The 16,365-nt window shown below is 66.3% G+C and carries 19 protein-coding genes; 7 read left to right on the plus strand and 12 right to left on the minus strand.

Annotation, left to right across the window (positions count from 1 at the left end; translation table 11 throughout):
• Positions 1-129: 129 nt before the first annotated feature.
• The 4 genes from ACW5W4_RS08780 to ACW5W4_RS08795 form a co-directional block, all read right to left on the minus strand.
• The gene (locus ACW5W4_RS08780) at positions 130-855 is read right to left on the minus strand and encodes a hypothetical protein (RefSeq protein ID WP_456689121.1); all 726 of its coding nucleotides are present in this window, start codon (positions 853-855) and stop codon (positions 130-132) included.
• Between the two features lie 76 nt (positions 856-931).
• Entirely contained in the window at positions 932-2,569 is a 1,638-nt protein-coding gene (locus tag ACW5W4_RS08785; protein ID WP_456689122.1) for an ATP-dependent endonuclease, read from the minus strand.
• Between the two features lie 79 nt (positions 2,570-2,648).
• Complete coding sequence (locus ACW5W4_RS08790; RefSeq protein WP_456689123.1) at positions 2,649-2,771, minus strand: hypothetical protein; 123 nt, start codon at positions 2,769-2,771, stop codon at positions 2,649-2,651.
• A 62-nt stretch (positions 2,772-2,833) separates the two neighbouring features.
• A complete protein-coding gene (locus tag ACW5W4_RS08795; RefSeq protein ID WP_456689124.1) occupies positions 2,834-3,715 on the minus strand; it encodes a helix-turn-helix domain-containing protein in 882 nt (293 codons plus the stop codon).
• A gap of 233 nt (positions 3,716-3,948) precedes the next feature.
• Here ACW5W4_RS08795 and ACW5W4_RS08800 point away from each other — a divergent pair, with 233 nt between their 5' ends.
• Both ACW5W4_RS08800 and ACW5W4_RS08805 read left to right on the plus strand, forming a co-directional pair.
• On the plus strand, positions 3,949-4,839 hold the full coding sequence (locus tag ACW5W4_RS08800; RefSeq protein WP_456689216.1) for a DMT family transporter: 891 nt from the start codon (positions 3,949-3,951) through the stop codon (positions 4,837-4,839).
• 66 nt (positions 4,840-4,905) lie between these two features.
• Positions 4,906-5,754, plus strand: coding sequence for a LysR family transcriptional regulator (locus ACW5W4_RS08805; protein ID WP_456689125.1), 849 nt, complete (start codon positions 4,906-4,908; stop codon positions 5,752-5,754).
• A gap of 157 nt (positions 5,755-5,911) precedes the next feature.
• On the opposite strand, the gene ACW5W4_RS08810 is transcribed toward ACW5W4_RS08805, so the two are convergent.
• Positions 5,912-6,691 (minus strand): TSUP family transporter, encoded by a 780-nt coding sequence (locus ACW5W4_RS08810; RefSeq protein WP_408795649.1) that lies wholly within the window; start codon positions 6,689-6,691, stop codon positions 5,912-5,914.
• Positions 6,692-6,880: 189 nt separating this feature from the next.
• Complete coding sequence (locus ACW5W4_RS08815; RefSeq protein WP_456689126.1) at positions 6,881-7,675, minus strand: tRNA-uridine aminocarboxypropyltransferase; 795 nt, start codon at positions 7,673-7,675, stop codon at positions 6,881-6,883.
• A 141-nt stretch (positions 7,676-7,816) separates the two neighbouring features.
• On the opposite strand from ACW5W4_RS08815, the gene ACW5W4_RS08820 reads away from it, so the two are divergent.
• On the plus strand, positions 7,817-8,251 hold the full coding sequence (locus tag ACW5W4_RS08820; protein WP_456689127.1) for a VOC family protein: 435 nt from the start codon (positions 7,817-7,819) through the stop codon (positions 8,249-8,251).
• Between the two features lie 175 nt (positions 8,252-8,426).
• On the opposite strand, the gene ACW5W4_RS08825 is transcribed toward ACW5W4_RS08820, so the two are convergent.
• Both ACW5W4_RS08825 and ACW5W4_RS08830 read right to left on the minus strand, forming a co-directional pair.
• On the minus strand, positions 8,427-9,413 hold the full coding sequence (locus ACW5W4_RS08825) for a D-alanine--D-alanine ligase (RefSeq protein WP_427263433.1): 987 nt from the start codon (positions 9,411-9,413) through the stop codon (positions 8,427-8,429).
• Positions 9,414-9,600: 187 nt separating this feature from the next.
• Positions 9,601-10,209 (minus strand): 2OG-Fe(II) oxygenase, encoded by a 609-nt coding sequence (locus tag ACW5W4_RS08830; RefSeq protein WP_427263434.1) that lies wholly within the window; start codon positions 10,207-10,209, stop codon positions 9,601-9,603.
• 213 nt (positions 10,210-10,422) lie between these two features.
• Here ACW5W4_RS08830 and ACW5W4_RS08835 point away from each other — a divergent pair, with 213 nt between their 5' ends.
• Together ACW5W4_RS08835 and ACW5W4_RS08840 are read left to right on the plus strand one after the other, a co-directional pair.
• Positions 10,423-10,899 carry a glutathione peroxidase gene (locus tag ACW5W4_RS08835; RefSeq protein ID WP_456689128.1) on the plus strand — a complete coding sequence of 159 codons (477 nt, stop codon included), beginning with the start codon at positions 10,423-10,425 and terminating at the stop codon, positions 10,897-10,899.
• Positions 10,900-11,153: 254 nt separating this feature from the next.
• On the plus strand, positions 11,154-12,548 hold the full coding sequence (locus tag ACW5W4_RS08840) for a DEAD/DEAH box helicase (protein ID WP_456689129.1): 1,395 nt from the start codon (positions 11,154-11,156) through the stop codon (positions 12,546-12,548).
• A gap of 76 nt (positions 12,549-12,624) precedes the next feature.
• On the opposite strand, the gene ACW5W4_RS08845 is transcribed toward ACW5W4_RS08840, so the two are convergent.
• From ACW5W4_RS08845 to ACW5W4_RS08860, 4 genes are all read right to left on the minus strand, one after another.
• Positions 12,625-13,062 carry an acetyltransferase gene (locus ACW5W4_RS08845; RefSeq protein WP_456689130.1) on the minus strand — a complete coding sequence of 146 codons (438 nt, stop codon included), beginning with the start codon at positions 13,060-13,062 and terminating at the stop codon, positions 12,625-12,627.
• Between the two features lie 58 nt (positions 13,063-13,120).
• A complete protein-coding gene (locus ACW5W4_RS08850; protein ID WP_456689131.1) occupies positions 13,121-13,582 on the minus strand; it encodes an N-acetyltransferase family protein in 462 nt (153 codons plus the stop codon).
• A gap of 34 nt (positions 13,583-13,616) precedes the next feature.
• Positions 13,617-13,949 (minus strand): YnfA family protein, encoded by a 333-nt coding sequence (locus tag ACW5W4_RS08855; protein ID WP_408795630.1) that lies wholly within the window; start codon positions 13,947-13,949, stop codon positions 13,617-13,619.
• Positions 13,950-14,095: 146 nt separating this feature from the next.
• Positions 14,096-14,941 (minus strand): DUF5718 family protein, encoded by an 846-nt coding sequence (locus ACW5W4_RS08860; RefSeq protein WP_456689132.1) that lies wholly within the window; start codon positions 14,939-14,941, stop codon positions 14,096-14,098.
• 320 nt (positions 14,942-15,261) lie between these two features.
• Here ACW5W4_RS08860 and ACW5W4_RS08865 point away from each other — a divergent pair, with 320 nt between their 5' ends.
• Both ACW5W4_RS08865 and ACW5W4_RS08870 read left to right on the plus strand, forming a co-directional pair.
• On the plus strand, positions 15,262-15,660 hold the full coding sequence (locus tag ACW5W4_RS08865) for an NUDIX hydrolase (RefSeq protein ID WP_427263358.1): 399 nt from the start codon (positions 15,262-15,264) through the stop codon (positions 15,658-15,660).
• A gap of 160 nt (positions 15,661-15,820) precedes the next feature.
• A complete protein-coding gene (locus ACW5W4_RS08870) occupies positions 15,821-16,363 on the plus strand; it encodes an N-acetyltransferase family protein (RefSeq protein ID WP_456689217.1) in 543 nt (180 codons plus the stop codon).
• Positions 16,364-16,365: the final 2 nt, after the last annotated feature.

The following is a 16,365-nucleotide window of genomic DNA, read 5'->3' on the forward strand; positions in this document are numbered from 1 at the left end:
ACGCATAAAAAATCCGAAACCAAATCAACAGGTTTCGGATTTTTACACATCAGGAGGATCGGTCAATGGATCCTTAACTGATCGGCATTACCCACAGGGCCCTTCTTTGTACGCGATGAGGCTGCCGACTCACAGCACCAGTCGTTGCAGCGCCCCCGTGGCCGCGATCTCGGCGATCAGCAGGCCGCACAGGGTGACCGAGAGCACCACGGGCGCCGTCTCCTGTTGACGATAGAGGGGGCTGAACCAGAGCAGCAGGGCAGCGATCAGCAAACCGGCCTGGGTCAGGATCCAGGGCAGGAGATCTGCCAGCACGGCCTCGCTTGGCGAGTGCACCAGCATCAAGGCGGCAAACCAGAGCAGGCTGGCCATGGCCGCCCCCAGTCCCGCCATGGGCAACAGGGTATTGAACGCCTGCAACCGATGGCGGGCGCGCAGCAGCATCAGGTGGGCGAAGGCGGCGCCCAGCAGCACCATTTGCAGCAGGCCGCTCACCCAACCGGTGCGCGTCAGCAAACTCACCCCATAGAGAGCCAGGGGCAAGGCCGGCAGCCAGAGCCAGTGACCCGGGATGGCGCGTTTGCCCTCCAGCCGCGATTGCAGCAGGGAGACACCGATGCCGAGCACCAGGGCGGCGGCGCCGAGCCAGATCTGCCACTGGGGCGCCTTGGCCTCCACCGCCAGCATGACGGAGAGCCCGGTGATGACCCAGACCGAGAAGCTCTGCTGGGTGATGCGCGAGCGCTGACCCGGGCAGAGATCGCCACGCCAGAGCACCAGGGCCAGCCAGGCCAGGGCGCCGAGGCCCATCAGGCCGCTCAGGGGATAGAGCCATAGGGGTAGTTGGGAAAACATGCACGCCTCCTGTGATAAAGGCGCCGAGTATACCCGTCCCGGGATCCAAACGCCTAGCCCTGCCCCGGTGGCCGGCTCAGCCCTGCCCGCGCGCCTGGGCGACCACCCGCTTGAACATCTGGCGGATCACCAGGGGAATGTGCTCGCGCCCCAGCCGCTCCGCCTCCTCCACCACGGCCAGCGCCATGCCGGGCTTGCTGCGGTGATGGATAGCCTTGTTGATGATGCGACTGGCGCTCAGGGACGAGCGCCCCCCCACCCCGGCCTCGCGCCGGTACACGGCCTCGAAACCGTTGCGATAGAGGTAATGCTCGATGTCGGCGGCGGGCAGCTGGGTCAGCCGCTCCTGCTCGCGCTCCCCCTTGAGCAGGGAGCGGGCTGAGCTCGCGTACTTGGCGCCGGCCTCGTCGCCATCGGTGAGCAGATGCCACTCTATGCCAAAGTCCCGCGCCACCTTGATGAGGGGGGCATGACCGCACTGGGCGAACTCTATGATGCGCACCCCCTCGGCCCGCAGGCTGTAGCCGCAGATCTGGGCCAGCTCCGAGAGCAGCCAGATCTCCGTCTCCCCCTCCACCAGCAGCCAGCAGCGGGCGAACAGCGACATGGGGCGGTTGATGCGCACATGAAAGGCTATCTTGCGCAGATCCTCGCTGCTGTAACGCTCCCCGCCGAGCTGATGGCAGAGGATGTCCTGCTGGCGGCGCACCAGGCGACGCACCTGATTGAGGGGCAGGGAGGAAAGCAGATCCCCCGAGTTGGTGGTGAGCAGCTTCTGGCCCGGCAACTGCTCGAGCAGGCCCCAGGCCAGGGAGAGCATGGTGGGATGGAGCCGGCTCTCCGGATCCTCCAGTATCATGATGGGCCTGGCCCCCTGCTCCAGCTCCCGGTTGCCGCGGGCGTTGAGCAGGGCCCCGGCCATGCCGGCCATGGCCAGTTGCAGCGCCCGGTTGTCGGCGCCGCGCAGCAGGCTCTGCAGGTTGCCGGGATTGCGCAGCGTCATGGGCCGGTTGATGATCTCCCGCTGGCTGCGCGGCTTGTACTTGATGGGGGCCAGGGCCTTGAAGTAGTGATCCGTGAGCTGGCGCACGGCGCTGAGGGCTTCCTTGAGCTCCTCCTCGCCGATGCGCTGGGGCTCGTCCCCCAGCTTGGTCATCAGCTCGTCGAGGCGATGCTCGCTCAGCTCCTGCCAGGGCACCGCCTCCTGGCCGGTGCGGGCGCTGCGGGCATCCCGCAGCCGAAACACCGGGTTCATGGTGATGAGCAGGCTCACCAGGGGCTCGCTCGCCACCCCCTCCAGCACCTTGCCGATGCCGTCGAGAAAATCGTGACGGCTCTGCACAGTGCCATCCTCTTGCAGCTCGGCGCTGGCGCGGTAGTGGATGCGGTGAAACTTGTCCTTGTGGCCGATCCAGACCGGGGCCAGCCGGGCCAGGCGCTGGGAGCGCAGGCACATCTCCGGCCTGTGCTCGCTGAAGGTGAGCACCAGTTGCAGGCTGCTGGCGGGGGCCAGCTCGGGATCTTCCGGTCGGTGAAAATCATCGACGCCAAACTGATAGGGCTCCGCCTCCTGGCCCAGCAGGCACCAGAGCGCCCGCAGCAGGCTCGACTTGCCCCAGGCGTTCTCGCCGATGAGCACAGTGGTGTTGTCCAGGCTGAGGGAGAGGCGATTGATACCGCGAAAGCCTTTTATCTCAATACGTTCCAGAAACATAGTGCCCCATGACAGCAGTAAACGACTGAGGTCATAGTGGCAAAATTGACGCCAACTTCCTATGGCGGGCGGGCAGATTTCAGCGGGAACTGTGAGGCACTGCGGGTTCGGGGGCACTGGGGACGGGGACAAACCAGCGGGGGGCGTTCCAGTGACTGAACCAGAGGTGGCGGCTGCGGGCCTGACGTTTGTTTTGTTTCAAGGGAGCTCCTTGGCTTGGGGTGACGAGGTGAAATGCGCCCGTCGCGAGCGGGCGCATCCTCACTATCCCTGCCCCTCATGACAGCCCGATGACAGCCGGCTGCGCCACTGTCCCGGGCTCAGCCCGAACTGGCCGCGAAAGCGGTTGCCAAGGTGCGCCGCCGACGAGAAGCCGCACTGGCTCGCCGCCTCTCCCAGGGTGGCCCCGGCCGCCAGCAGCGCCTTGGCCCGGCGCAGCCTCAGCCCCAGCAGGTAGCGGTGGGGGGAGGTGCCCAGGGTCTGGCTGAACATGCGGCTGAAGTGAAACTCGCTCAGGCTGGCCTCGGCCGCCAGCTCCCCCAGCAGCACAGGCTCGGCGAGGCGGGCGACCATATAGTCATGGACTCGGCGGGCTACCGCCGGCGCCAGTCCCCCCTTGGGCAGCACCAGGGTGGGGGCCTCCCGGGTGTGGCGGGCGAAGGTGTGCAGCAGCAGGGCGTTGCACAGCTCCCCCAAGGCCAGCCGGTTGGCCTCCTCCTGCCAGTCGAGGCGGGCCAGCCGGTTGGCCAGGGTCATCAGCACGGCGTCGTCGATGAAGGTCTTGTCGTCGAGGGCGAGGTGGCGCCCCTCCCTGTCGCACCCCTCCTCGGCGATGCGCGTCAGGTGAGCCGGGCTGAAGTAGAGGTGGAAGAAGCGAAACTCCTCGCGCACCAGCCACTCCGAACCGTGATGATCCGGCATCAGGCAGATCTTGCCCGCCCCGCCGTGGCCGCCGGGGCCGTCGAGGCGCTCGGTCTGCTCGCCCCCCTCCAGGTAGACACTCAGGGTGTGGTGGCCTGGCCTGTGATAGCGAGTCTGATCGAAACAGTTGCGCCAGCTCGCCAGCCCGAGCCCGGGTTCGAGCCAGCGGCTCGCCTCCAGCCGCGCCCCCGTGCTCACCAGTGCCTCGAATACCCCTGCCGTCATCTCGCCTCCTCCATCTTGCTTCTCCCTTGCCGGGCGGCGATCCGCGCCGCCCTTGTCCGGCAGACCCAGTCTACCCCCGGCCTGGGCCAGATGGCAGCAACCGCGCCGCCCCCAGGCAAAAAAACCGCAAGATCCTGTAACCCCGGGGGCGAGGGAGGCGGTCATGCTAGGACCATCGGGTGGCGAGTCGCTCCCGAGCACCCGCTTCTCTTTGTCGCTTCGAGGAACACATGATGAATCTGACGCTCTACCTCGCCACCGTGCTCATCTGGGGCAGCACCTGGATCGCCATCGCCTGGCAGCTCGGCCCCGTCCCCATCGAGGTCTCGGTGCTCTACCGCTTCGCCCTGGCGGCGCTGGCGCTGTTCGCCCTGCTCACGGTGAGCGGCAAGTTTCCCCGCCTGCCAAAGCAGGGCCAGGGCTATGCCGCCCTGCTGGGGGCCCTGCTCTTTTCCACCAACTTCCTCTGTTTCTATCATGCCACCCAATATATCCCGAGCGGCCTCTCGGCCGTGGTGTTCGCCTGCGCCAGCATCTTCAACGGCCTCAATCTCTGGCTGTTCGAGGGGCAAAAGCCGAGCCGCCAATGGTTGCACGGCTCCCTGATGGGGCTGGTCGGCACCCTACTGCTGTTCTGGCCCTCCCTGGCCTCGAGCGAGCTGGGGGCCCAGGCCTGGAAGGGGCTCGCCTTGGCCTGCGCCGGTACCCTCTGCTTCTCCCTCGGCAACCTGGTCTCGGCCCGGGGCCAGCGCCGCGGCTTCACCGTGTTGCAGATGGTGCCCTGGGGCATGGTGTACGGGGTCGTGCTGCTGCTGGGCTGGGTGCAGCTGCTGGGGCAGGATCTGGTGTGGCCCCGAGACGGTCGCTACTGGGGCGCCCTCCTCTATCTGGCGCTGTTTGGTTCCGTCATCGCCTTCACCGCCTATCTGACCCTGGTGGGACGCATAGGGGCCAGCAAGGCGGCCTATGCCACCGTGCTCTTCCCCCTGGTGGCCCTGGGGCTCTCCACCCTGTTCGAGGGATTTGTCTGGCAGCCCGTCTCCATGGTCGGCATGGCGGTCTGCCTGCTGGGCAACCTGGTGATCTTCGGCCTTCCCAAACGTCCTCGGCCACAAGCGGCCTGAGGCCCTTGCCTCCCGCGCCGCGAGTCCCTAAGGTGGGGGCCACGGATCCGCAAGAGGCACCACATCATGTTACTGGAAGGGCTGGATACCCTGTTTCTGCTGGCGAGCGAGGGCACCATGGGCAAGGTGGCCAGCCGCCTTTATATCAGTCAGTCGGCGGTGAGCAAGCGCATCCATCAGCTGGAGCTGCGCCTTGGCAAGAAGCTAATCGAACCCGATGGTCGCCAGACGCGGCTCACCCCCCAGGCCCACGAGTTGCTGGCGCGCCTCGGCCCCACCCTGGCCGAGATGAAGGGGCTGCTGGCGGACAGCCAGACCCTGACCGATGCCCATCCCCTGCCCATCGCCTGCTCGGAGACACTGCTGGCGGGCTATCTGGCCCCCTTCATGGCCGCCTATCTGCGCCAGGATCCCTACCTGCAGATCTCCACCCACCACACCCCGGTGATCCTGGCCCGGGTGCGGGCCGGCGAGGCCCTGCTCGGCATCTGCGCCGGACGCCTGCCCCCGCGCCCCGGCCAGTGCGCCGAGCTGCTGCGGGACGAACCCTTCTATCTGGTGGGGGATGAGACGCCGGCCGGGCCCGGGGCCAGCCTGCTCACCATGGATCTGGAGAACCCGGTCAACCGCTACCTGGTCGCGCCCCTGGCCGAACTCGGCCTGACGCCCCGCATGCAGCTCGACTCCTACCTGGCCCTGATCGAGCTGGCCAAGGCGGGCATGGGGCCGGTGATGCTGCCCCAGGGGCTGCTGGCCCTGGTCGGCGAGCAGGGCCGGCGGGCCCGGCCCCTGCCCGGCATCAGCCGCCCGCTTCACCTCATCTATCGCCCCAGCAGCCTGAAGCGGGAGCGGGCCACCAGGCTGGTTCAGGCCCTGCTGTATCACTTCGCCGCATTGGCTCCGCCCAGCCCATGAGCCGCCCGCTTCACCTCATCTATCGCCCCAGCAGCCTGAAGCGGGAGCGGGCCACCCGGCTGGTGCAGGCCCTGCTTTATCACTTCGCCGCATTGGCACCATGAGTCGGCTGCTGGCCGACCCAGGATAGGGGACGGGTCGAGGGGCCGCGTCTCCCTCAGGGCAGCCAGGCAAACAGCTCGGGATACTGGCTCCACACCAGCTTGGCGGACATCAGCAGGGAGACGCTCACCAGCAGGGGCTTGATCAGCTTGACCCCCTTGGCCAGCACCAGCCGGGAGCCGACCCGGGCGCCGATGAACTGGCCCAGGGCCATGGCCAGGCCGACGCTCCACACCACCTTGCCGCCGAGGGCAAAGAACAGCAGCGAGGCGATGTTGGAGGTGAAGTTGAGCAGCTTGGTGTGGGCCGTGGCCCGCGCCATGCCAAACCCGGCCAGGGCGACGAAGCCGATGGCGAAAAACGAACCCGTACCGGGGCCGAAGAAGCCGTCATAGAAACCGACCCCGCCCCCCACCAGCAGGGCGAAAGGCAGGGGAGAGAGCCTGCGCTGGCTCTCGGCATCGCTCACCCTGGGGGAGAAGTAGAAGTAGCAGGCGAACGCCATCAGCAGGAAGGGGAGCAGCCGCTCCAGGATGGCGGCGTCTATGGTCTGTACCGCCAGGGAGCCAAGCGCCGCGCCGATGAAGGTGCAGATCACCGCGGGCCAGATGATGGGCCACTCGATGAGCCCGCGACGGGCGTAGAACCAGGTGGCGGAGAAGGAGCCGAAACTGCTCTGCAACTTGTTGGTGCCGAGCACCAGGGCGGGGGGCATGCCGGTGGCCAGCAGGGCCGGCACCGTCAGCAGGCCGCCGCCACCGGCGATGGCGTCGATGAAACCGGCGATCAGGGCGACGCCGAACAGCAGGATCAGGGTGGTGAGCTCAAACTCCATTTATACCTCGGACAGACAGGACAGTGCGGTGCCCCCGCCCCCCGGAGGGGAAGGCAGGAGCCGGATGCGCCTATCCTAAGGGGGAGTCACTCATTCGCATAACGAAACAATGGCAGCCAATCAATTCCTGATTTTCATCATTCCCTTTTCTACCATGGTCGGCCTCGCCATGGGTCACCCCGGCAGTCATCAGCCTGTCTGCGCCGACGGCTCCGCCTGGGTTGATTCCTCCTTTTCATCATTTCCCACGCCACGGCAGAGGAAGGGGAGCAGCGCCCCTTGCAGGGCGGCATCCTCCTCCCCCGGCCAGCGGTTGACTCGCCCGGCCATGTAACGGCTGCTGAACAGGTTGAACCAGAGCTGCAGCCCCAGACCAGCCCGGGCCTCCCCCGCCACCTCCAGTACGCAGGCCGCCACCTCGGCGGTGCAGAGCTGATGCTCCCTGGGGGCCACCCGCATGCCGTAGGTGGAGAGGCTCTCGGGGCGCACCGCCAGCACCGGCAGGCCATCGAGATAAGGGCTCTTGTTGAACATCTTGCGCGCCTCGGGCCAGGTGCCATCCAGCAGGATGAAGAGGGGCTTCCGGCCACTGGCCGGGCTCACCCGCTCGGTCAGGCGCGCCGGCTCCTTCTCGCAGGCGGGAAACACCACATAGGGCTGCCAGGCGGGATCGGCCAGGAGCGCCAGCAACTCGGGATGGGGCTGGGTGCGGGACCAGAGATAGGCCCAGGTGTTGCGGGGCAGCACGTCGGCGATGAGGCGCCCGGTGTTGGAGGGTTTCATGGGCTCGCTGTCATACATCAGCAGGCAGAACCCCGCCTCGGCCTTGAGCTCGGGGCGCCAGTCACAGGCGCACCAGTCCCGGCGCAGCTGGCAGGCCTCGCAGCGGGGCACGCTGCCGCCCCGGGCGAGGAAGGGGCGAGTGGAGACGCTCTTGCGCCACACCCGTAGGCGATTGACGGCGTGATCGGGGATTGGCTTCATGGGGACTCGGGACGGTTGGGCGCATTGGGGGCAGAGATTGTAGCGAGGGGGGCGCGAGGCGGCAAGGGCTCCCACCCGGAGTGCGCTCTCTATACTCAGGGACGCGGCCGCCCCCCGGCGGTCCCAGCACAGGAGCAGAAGATGACGGAACAACGCAATGAGGAGGCCAGGGCCCACGCCCTGGCCGAAGGATCCACCTTTACCTGGCATGAGCTCTACGTGGCCGACGGCGAGGCCGGCGTGCGCTTCTACGGCGAAGTGCTTGGCTGGGAGAGCCAGACCATGGAGATGGAAGGGGGCAGTTACCCCATGCTGGTGGCCAATGGCCGCCCCGTCGCCGGGGTGCAATCCACCCGGGGCAACCCCCAGATAGCGGACGTGCCGCCCCACTGGGCCATCTATGTCGCCGTGGATGACGTGGATGCCAGGCTGGCCAGGGTGACGGAGCACGGCGGCAGCATAGTGGTGCCCGCCATGGATATCCCCACCGTCGGGCGCATGGCGCTCATCGCCGACCCGCAGGGAGCGCACCTCTGGCTGTTCACTCCCTCTCCCGGGGAGTGCCAGCAAGCCTGAGGGCCGTGACGGCAGCGCTACATTGGCGCTCATCGCCAACCCGCAGGGAGCCCACCTCTGGCTGTTCACTCCCTTTCCCGGGGAGTGCCAGCAAGCCTGAGGGCAATGACGACACCGCAACAACAACAGAGGGGCCCTTGGGCCCCTCGCTTGTTGCTATACCTTGTCGGTGCCCTCAGACGGGGCGCAGATTCTGCTCGAGGAAGGTCGCGAAGCTGTGACCGTGATGGGCCAGCAGTTTCGGGAACATGGAGATGGAGGTCATACCGGGGAAGGTATTGATCTCGTTGAGCAATATCTCTCCCTCTTCGGTCAGGAAGAAGTCGATGCGCGACAGATGGGTCAGTTTGAGCTGACGGAACGCCTTGAGGGAGTAAGCCTGGATGGCGTCGGCCTGGGCCTGGGTCAGCCCTTCGGCACGCAGCGCAGTCTCGGTGTGGCTGGCCGCGCTGTATTTTTCCTCATAGGTGTAGAACTTGTCCTGGGGCACGCAGATCTCCCCGGGATAGGTGGCCACCAGCTCGTCACCGTACTGGTAGACCGCCACTTCCAGCTCGCGGGGCCTGACCGCCTTTTCGATCAATACCTGCTCGGAGTAACCGAAGGCATCCTTGATCCCCTGTACCAGCTCGGCCTCGTTGCTGGCGGCATAGCAGCCCACGGATGACCCTTGCGAGGCCGCCTTGATAAACACCTTGCCCCACTTGGCCAGTGCGGCTTTCGCATCGGCGAGCGCCTCATCCCCCTGCTCGGTCAAAAACAGATAGGGGGTGTTGGGGATGCCGATGGCACTGAGCCACAGCTTGGTGCTGATCTTGTTGAAGCAGATCTTGCTCGCCTCGGCATCGCAGCCGAGATAAGGCAGGCCCGCCAGCTCGAGGAAGGATTGCAGATCGCCGGTCTCACCCGGATAGCCGTGGATGCAGGGCACCACGTAATCCACCGGCCGGGCCACGCTGTCAAAGGAGAGCAGCTTGTCCAGCCCCAGCTTGCACTCGCGGCCGTCGGCCGAGAGCCAGCGATCGGCAAACATCTCGACCCGGGTCACCTCGACCCCGGGCAGCAACCCGAGTTGTTGTTCGAGGAAATTGGCACTGCGCAGAGAGACTTCGTGCTCGGCGCCACCGCCGCCGCACAGCAGCAAGACATGCATCTTCTTCATTGATTGGGATCCCTTGGGAGAAGCGGCCCCGTCATCCTCGGTGGCGAACAGGAAACCAGCCACCGGACGTAAGCCAAGTGCGGCCAGTGTAGCAAGGGGGATCCCGCCTTGTCAGCTGATGGCAGGCCCCTTCCCCCACGGGGGCCCGAAAAAAGGGCCCCTGTGACAGATCTTTGCACAAGGGGCCTCAGCGCGGGGGATCGACCCGGCCCAGGCCGGTGCCATTGACCCGAAACCAGCCGGCGATGCTGTAACGCTCCTCCCGGGCAGGCAGCACCTCGTGGGGAAACTCCTCCGACAGAAACAAGACCAGGCGTCCCCCCAGCGGCGAGACATCCATCAGGTGCTGCTCGCCGTCGTCATAGACCCGCAGCAGGCCGCCGTCGGCGGGCTGCCAGCCCTGGTTGAGGTAGAACACAGAGGTGAGGCGACGGTTGGATCGCCCGGCGAAGGCATCCCTGTGGGTGGCGTAAAAGTCCCCGGGCAGGTAGCGGGCAAAATGGGCCTCATAGTCGAACAGCCCCAGCATCAGCAGGCGATTGGCGGCAACGCGCAGGGACTCCATGCGCGCCAGATAGTCCGCCACCGGGGCCCCCAGCTCGGCATCGAGCCAATGGATCTGATCCCGGCGAATGTCGGCATTGCCCTGATGCAGCCCCTCACGACCGATCCCGGCCGGTTGCCATGCCGCCGGCAGGCAGGCCCGCAGGGCCGTCACCTCATCGGGAGAGAGAAAATCATCCACTATCGCCCAGCCCCGGGCGTAGATGGCATCCATGACGGCATTGTGATCCAAGGCAGTGGCTCGAAAAGGGGTGGTGGCGCTTTTTATCTGCTTTCAGCAGGGCCCACAAACCGGATTGCAACTCGATACGAGCCCCAGCATCGATATTGCAGCGGCCTCCCCTTGCCCTGCCCTGCCGACTCGGCTAGCGTTGCCTCAAGGCCCTGCCGTTCATCGCCTGTCCCTTGTCACTCATCATCCATGACCCATCAAGAGCGAACCTCCATGACCCTGACCACACTGCGCCTCACCCGCCTCGACGGCACCGAGTACCCCAACACCCTGCTGCAAGACAGGGTCATCCTGGTGGTCAACATCGCCAGCCGCTGCGGCTTTACCCCCCAATACACCGGCCTTGAGGCGCTTCATCGCGAGTTTGGTGAACAGGGACTGGTGATCCTGGGCTTCCCCTGCAACCAGTTTGGCGCCCAGGAGCCCGGGGATGCGGACGAGATCGCCCGCTTCTGCTCCCTGGACTACCCGGTCAGCTTCCCCATCATGGCCAAGTGCGAGGTCAACGGCCCCCAGGCCCACCCCCTCTACCGCTGGCTCAAGGCCGAGCAGCCGGGCTTGCTCGGCTCCGAAGCCATCAAGTGGAACTTCACCAAGTTTCTCATCAACCGTGAGGGAAAGGTGGTGGCCCGCTATGCCCCCCAGACCCGGCCCCAGGCCCTGGCCGCCGACATACAGGCCCTGCTCTGAGCCCCGCCTCTTCCCCTGCCGCGGCGCCTGTGGCCCCCTTGAGAACCGGGCGCCGTGATGGCGGCTGCCCTTGGCCGTGATTTCTGCTATATTGTGCGCCCACACAGACCCGTGGCCCCAGGCCCAGGCCCTTTGTGTTTCTCGGTGGCTCATCTCACGGCGTCACCGTCATTGCCGTTTCTTCGGGGTGGATGGCGCGCCGCGCCGATCGCACCCCTTGAGCCAAGGCTCAATGCCAGGAGTTTCTCTCGAACATGTCATTCAATGAACTGGGTCTGTCACCGCACATACTGCGGGCCGTCAAGGAGCTGGGTTACGAACAGCCCACCCCCATCCAGCAGCAAGCCATCCCGGCCATCCTGGCCGGTCAGGACGTGCTGGGCGGCGCCCAGACAGGCACAGGCAAAACGGCCGGTTTCACCCTGCCCATGTTGCACCGTCTGCTGGCCAACCATGGCCGTGGCGGCCGTCGCCAGGTGCGCGCCCTGGTGCTGACCCCGACCCGGGAGCTGGCCGCCCAGGTGGGCGAGAGCATCATCAAGTACGCCCACCACCTGCCGTTTCGCACCCTGATCGCCTACGGTGGCGTCAGCATCAAGCCCAACGTCGAGGCCATCAAGCTCGGGGTCGACATCCTGGTCGCCACCCCGGGCCGCCTGCTGGATCTCTTGACCCAGCGGGTACTGACCCTGACCGAGCTGGAAGTGCTGGTGCTGGATGAAGCGGATCGCATGCTCGACATGGGGTTCATCCACGACATTCGCCGCATCATGAAGGCGCTGCCGGACAGCCGCCAGACCCTGCTCTTCTCCGCCACCTTCTCAAATGACATCAAGGCGCTGGCGGACGATCTGCTCAGGGAGCCTACCCTGATCGAGGTGGACCCCAGCAACACCGCCGCCGATCAGGTGACCCAGCGCATCATCCAGGTCGATCGGGAACGCCGCCGCGAGCTGCTCTCCCACATGATCGGCCGTGGCAACTGGCAGCGAGTGCTGGTGTTCGTGCGCACCAAGCAGATCGCCGACCGCCTCGCCCAGCAGATGGAAAAAGATGGCCTCAACACCGTGGCCATCCACGGCGACAAGAGCCAGGGTGCCCGCAACCGGGCGCTGGCGGACTTTCGTGAGGGCAAGGTGCGGGTGCTGGTGGCGACCGACATCGCCGCTCGCGGCCTGGACATCGATCAGCTGCCCCACGTGATCAACTTCGAACTGCCCCAGCTGGCGGAGGATTACATCCACCGCATCGGCCGCACCGGCCGCGCCGGTCGTGGCGGCGAGGCCATCTCCCTGGTGAGCCAGGACGAGCTGGGCCAGCTCAAGGATATCGAGGCCCTGATCGGCCAATCCCTCACCGTGGAGATCCTGGACGGGTACGAGCCGAGCGGCAAGCCAAGCCGCCAGACCCTGCCCGGCAGCAAGCCGGTGCAAAACCCGCCCCGGGCCCGCGGCCATGCCAACGCCAAGCACAATGCCAAGTCGACAAAAGGCAAGGCGGGGGCAGGCAAGCCCAGGGGGGACGGTGCCAAGAAAGCGGCGCCGGCGCGCCAGAAAGAGCGGGGCGGCGAAGATGCCGGTCTCACCCCCATGCGCCGCCTGCCCAAGGCCCAGCGGGACGACTATCAGGACAACTCCAACGAGGAGTGAGGCAGATAGCGGCCGACCCGACACAAAAAACCGCCCACTTCATTCACGAGGGCGGTTTTTTTACTCTCTGGCGCCCTTACTCGGCGGCCAGGGCCATGTGCAGCAGGGGATAGGGCTTGCCCTGGCCATCCAGGGAGGAGCGCCCCGTCACAACAAACCCCAGGTGCTGATAGAAGCCGACAGCCTGGTCATTCTGCTCGTTGACGTCCACCCGGGTCGCCCCCAGGCACTGGATGGCATGCGCCACCAGCTGGCGGCCGACCCCGCCCCCTCTCGCCTCGGGGGCGATGAACAGCATCTCGATGTTGCCCTCAGCCACCCCGATAAAGCCGACGATAACGCCATCCTGCCTGGCGCAATAGAGGCGCACGGCATCGAAATAGTGTTCGAGGATAAGAGGCCTCAGGGTGGTGATGTCTTCCTCTGGCAGGAAGTGATGGGTGGCGCGCACCGAGGCCTCCCAGAGGGCGATCAGGACCGGGTGATCCCCTGTTTGCGCCTGTTCAATTTTCATGAGTGTTCACTCTATCTGTAGCAAAGGGGCAAATGCTAAGCCTCAGGGCAGGACATCATCAAGGTGTTGCCCTGGCTTCGGCCTGCTTGATGACGAACCCCTTCTCGATGCCGGCCTTGAAACCCAGCTTCTCGTACAGGCGGTGGGCCCCTTCCCGTCCCTCCCCCGACAACAGCATCACCTTGTAGCAGTTCAGCTCCCAGGCCAGGGCCAGCGCCCGCTCGAGCACCTGCTGGCTCAGGCCCTGGCGCCGAAACCCAGAGGCCGTCACCACGTGCTCTATGATGGCGAAGGGCCTGCCGCCGTTGGTCAGGGTCGGGATCACCGCGAGGTGGCAGGTGGCGGCGAGCTCACCCGCCACCTCGGCCACCAGGAGTCGTACTCCGTGCTCGGCCAGCAGTCGCCTCAGCGCCGCTCTCGCCACCGACGGCGCCAGCACGGGATCATTGGGCCTGAGCTCCCCATAAAGACGGAGCAGGCCCGCCAGATCCTCTTCCTTGCACTCTCTGATCACCACCATGGCGACCCTCCTGATCTTCTGCGCCCCTCTCGCCCTATGCAGATCTGGGGGCAAACATGATGATGGCCATGCCGAGCAAGGCCACCCCGGAACCGACCCAGTCCCACAGGGTGGGTCTGATGCCATCCACCGCCCAGAGCCAGAGGATGGCGACGAAGACATAGACGCCGCCATAGGCGGCGTAGACACGGCCGGCGGCGGTGGGATGCAGGGAGAGCAGCCAGGCAAAGAGGGCCAGACTCAGGCCCGCGGGCAGCAGCAACCAGGCGCTGCGCCCCTGGGTCAGCCACAGATAGGGCAGATAGCAGCCGACGATCTCGGCCAGCGCGGTGATAAGGAACAGCCCGATCGTTTTGAGCTCCGGCATCATGGCCTCTTCAAACCCTGTGACAAAGGCTGAATGGTAAAACAACTCATTGGCTTATGTCAGCACGGGCTTATGTCAGCACGCATGCCCCATGGGAGGAGGAAGAGAGGACAAGCCTTCCCCCGCGGGCGCAGGGGAAGGGGGCGTCAGCGGACCCTGACCGCCTGGAGCAGGGCCGAGACATCCGGGCCGAAGGTGCGGGCGCCAATGGCCGCGCGGATCTCCGCTTCGCCGTAGCGGCTGGCGGGGTAGAGCACCACGCAGGCGGTGTCGCCTGGTTCCAGGAAGTGAGTCTCGCCGAAGGGGGTGTAGCGAGTGGCGCCAATGCTGATGAGGGCGTGGGCCGGGCGCCCCGCCTGGGCCAGCAGCCCCTGGATATGCTCGGCCGGGCCCTCATCCTGCTGATGGTTGAACTTGTCGATGGCCCAGTCGAGCAGTTGCTGATGGAAGTAGCTGTAATCCACCGCCGCGCTGTCGATGCCATAGGGGTGCAGCTCGCCGCCGCGTTCCAGATAGCAGGCGATGCGGTAGTCGTCGAGCTCGCATCCGGCGCCAAAGTGGGTCAGGGGCAGCAGGCTCGCGGCCAACCCCTTGCTCTCTTCGCCCCAGTTCTTCTTCTCGCTGATCTTTTTGGCGTTGGGGCGGCGGATGGAGCAGTCGTTGTAGGCGCCGAACGCCTTGGGGTGGATGGCCACCACCTGTTCCCCCGCATATTCCAGCTCGCACCAGAGCGCCACTTCCGGCTCGATCTGCACCTTCTCGTCACCGCTCACCGCCGCCTCTGGCAGGAAGATGGCGTCGCCGCTCAGGGGAAAGACCCCGAGCTGGCCGGGATGATCCGGCACATAGAAGGGGAACAGCGCCTTGGGGGCGACCTTGTCCGCCACCTGGACGGCGACAAAGTCCGCCGCCTCCCCCGCCTGCTCCAGGTGGCCGGCAAAGTTGCCCGCCACCCCGAGTCCGATAAATGTGCTCTGTGCTGTGACTCGCATCTCTCTTCATCCTCTCTTGTCGCGCCCGGGAAGCTCGCGCCCAGACACCGGGCGACTACCGCTAAAGTGGCAGGAATTAAACCACAGCCGCCGGGCCCCGCCCAGTGCGAAGGCCCCATCCTGTGCGCCAGGGCGAACTTTTGGGCGCCATCTGACGGTGCCCGGCGCCAAGGCGCCCCATGCCCGGAAACACTCTGTTTCCAGCCGGGCCCCTCCTTCCCCTTGGGCCGGTGTGCCAACTTTGTTAGGCTGCCCGCCATCCCCTGCCCCCCGGCGGGCAGACGCCCTGCCCGGGCATCATGACTCAAGAGGAGAAGACCATGACTCAGATAGACAAGCTCGCCTGGTTGGCGATCCGGGATCGCCGCCTGTTGTGCGTGCGCTCCCACGGCAAGACGCTCTTCTACATTCCGGGCGGCAAGCGCGATCCCGGCGAGAGCGATCAGGGGGCGCTGCTGCGGGAGATCAGCGAGGAGCTGACCGTGCGCCTCGCCCCCGCCACCCTGCGCCTGGCGGGGGACTTCGAGGCCCAGGCCGATGGCAAGCAGGCGGGCGTCAGGGTGCGGCTGCGCTGCTTCTTTGGCGAGGGAGAGGGCACGCCGACCCCGGCCGCCGAGATTGCCGAGCTGGCCTGGTTGGGGAGCCAGGACAAGGAACGTCTCTCCGCCCCCGCCCTGTTGGTGGTGAACTGGCTGCACGAGCAGGATCTGATCGACTGACCTTGGCCACCAACTCGGGAATAGGGCGCGCCTCCCTCGACAAGGGGAAGAGTGGCTTGTTATAACAGGTGTTTTCCCGACGCGGCGCGCCATTGCGCGCCCCCAGCAACCGCCACTGCCAAGGAGTGCATGGATGCCTGCCACCCCCTCAACCAGGACGATGCCAACCCAGGATAGCCCCGCCCCCTGGCGCTGCGTGCCCCTGACCACCCTGGCCGGATACGAGCCCGCCCTGGTCCGGCTGCTGCAGGAGGTGGTCGCCGATGGCGCCTCCATCGGCTTTCTGCCGCCCCTGTCCGAGCAAGCAGCCAGGGCCTATTGGCAAGGGGTCGAGCAGGACCTGCAGGGTGGGCGCCGGCTCTGGCTGGCCCTGGCAGCGCCCGAGCAGGGGGGCGCCGTGCTCGGCACAGTGCAGCTCTCCCTGTGTGGCAAGGCCAACGGCCGCCACAGGGCCGAGGTGGAGAAGCTCATGGTCTCCCCCACGGCACGGGGGCTGGGGATAGGCCGCGCCCTGATGGCCGTCATGGAACAAGGGGCCCGGGCTGCCGGGCGCACCCTGCTGGTGCTCGACACCCGGGTCGGCGACGTCGCCTCCCACCTCTACCGCCAGCTGGGCTACCTGGCGGCGGGGCAGATCCCGGGTTTTGCCATCAATGACGATGGCAGCCTGGCGGCGACCCAGTTTTTCTACAAGCCGCTCTGACG

It is taken from the genome of Aeromonas crassostreae (assembly GCF_054052445.1).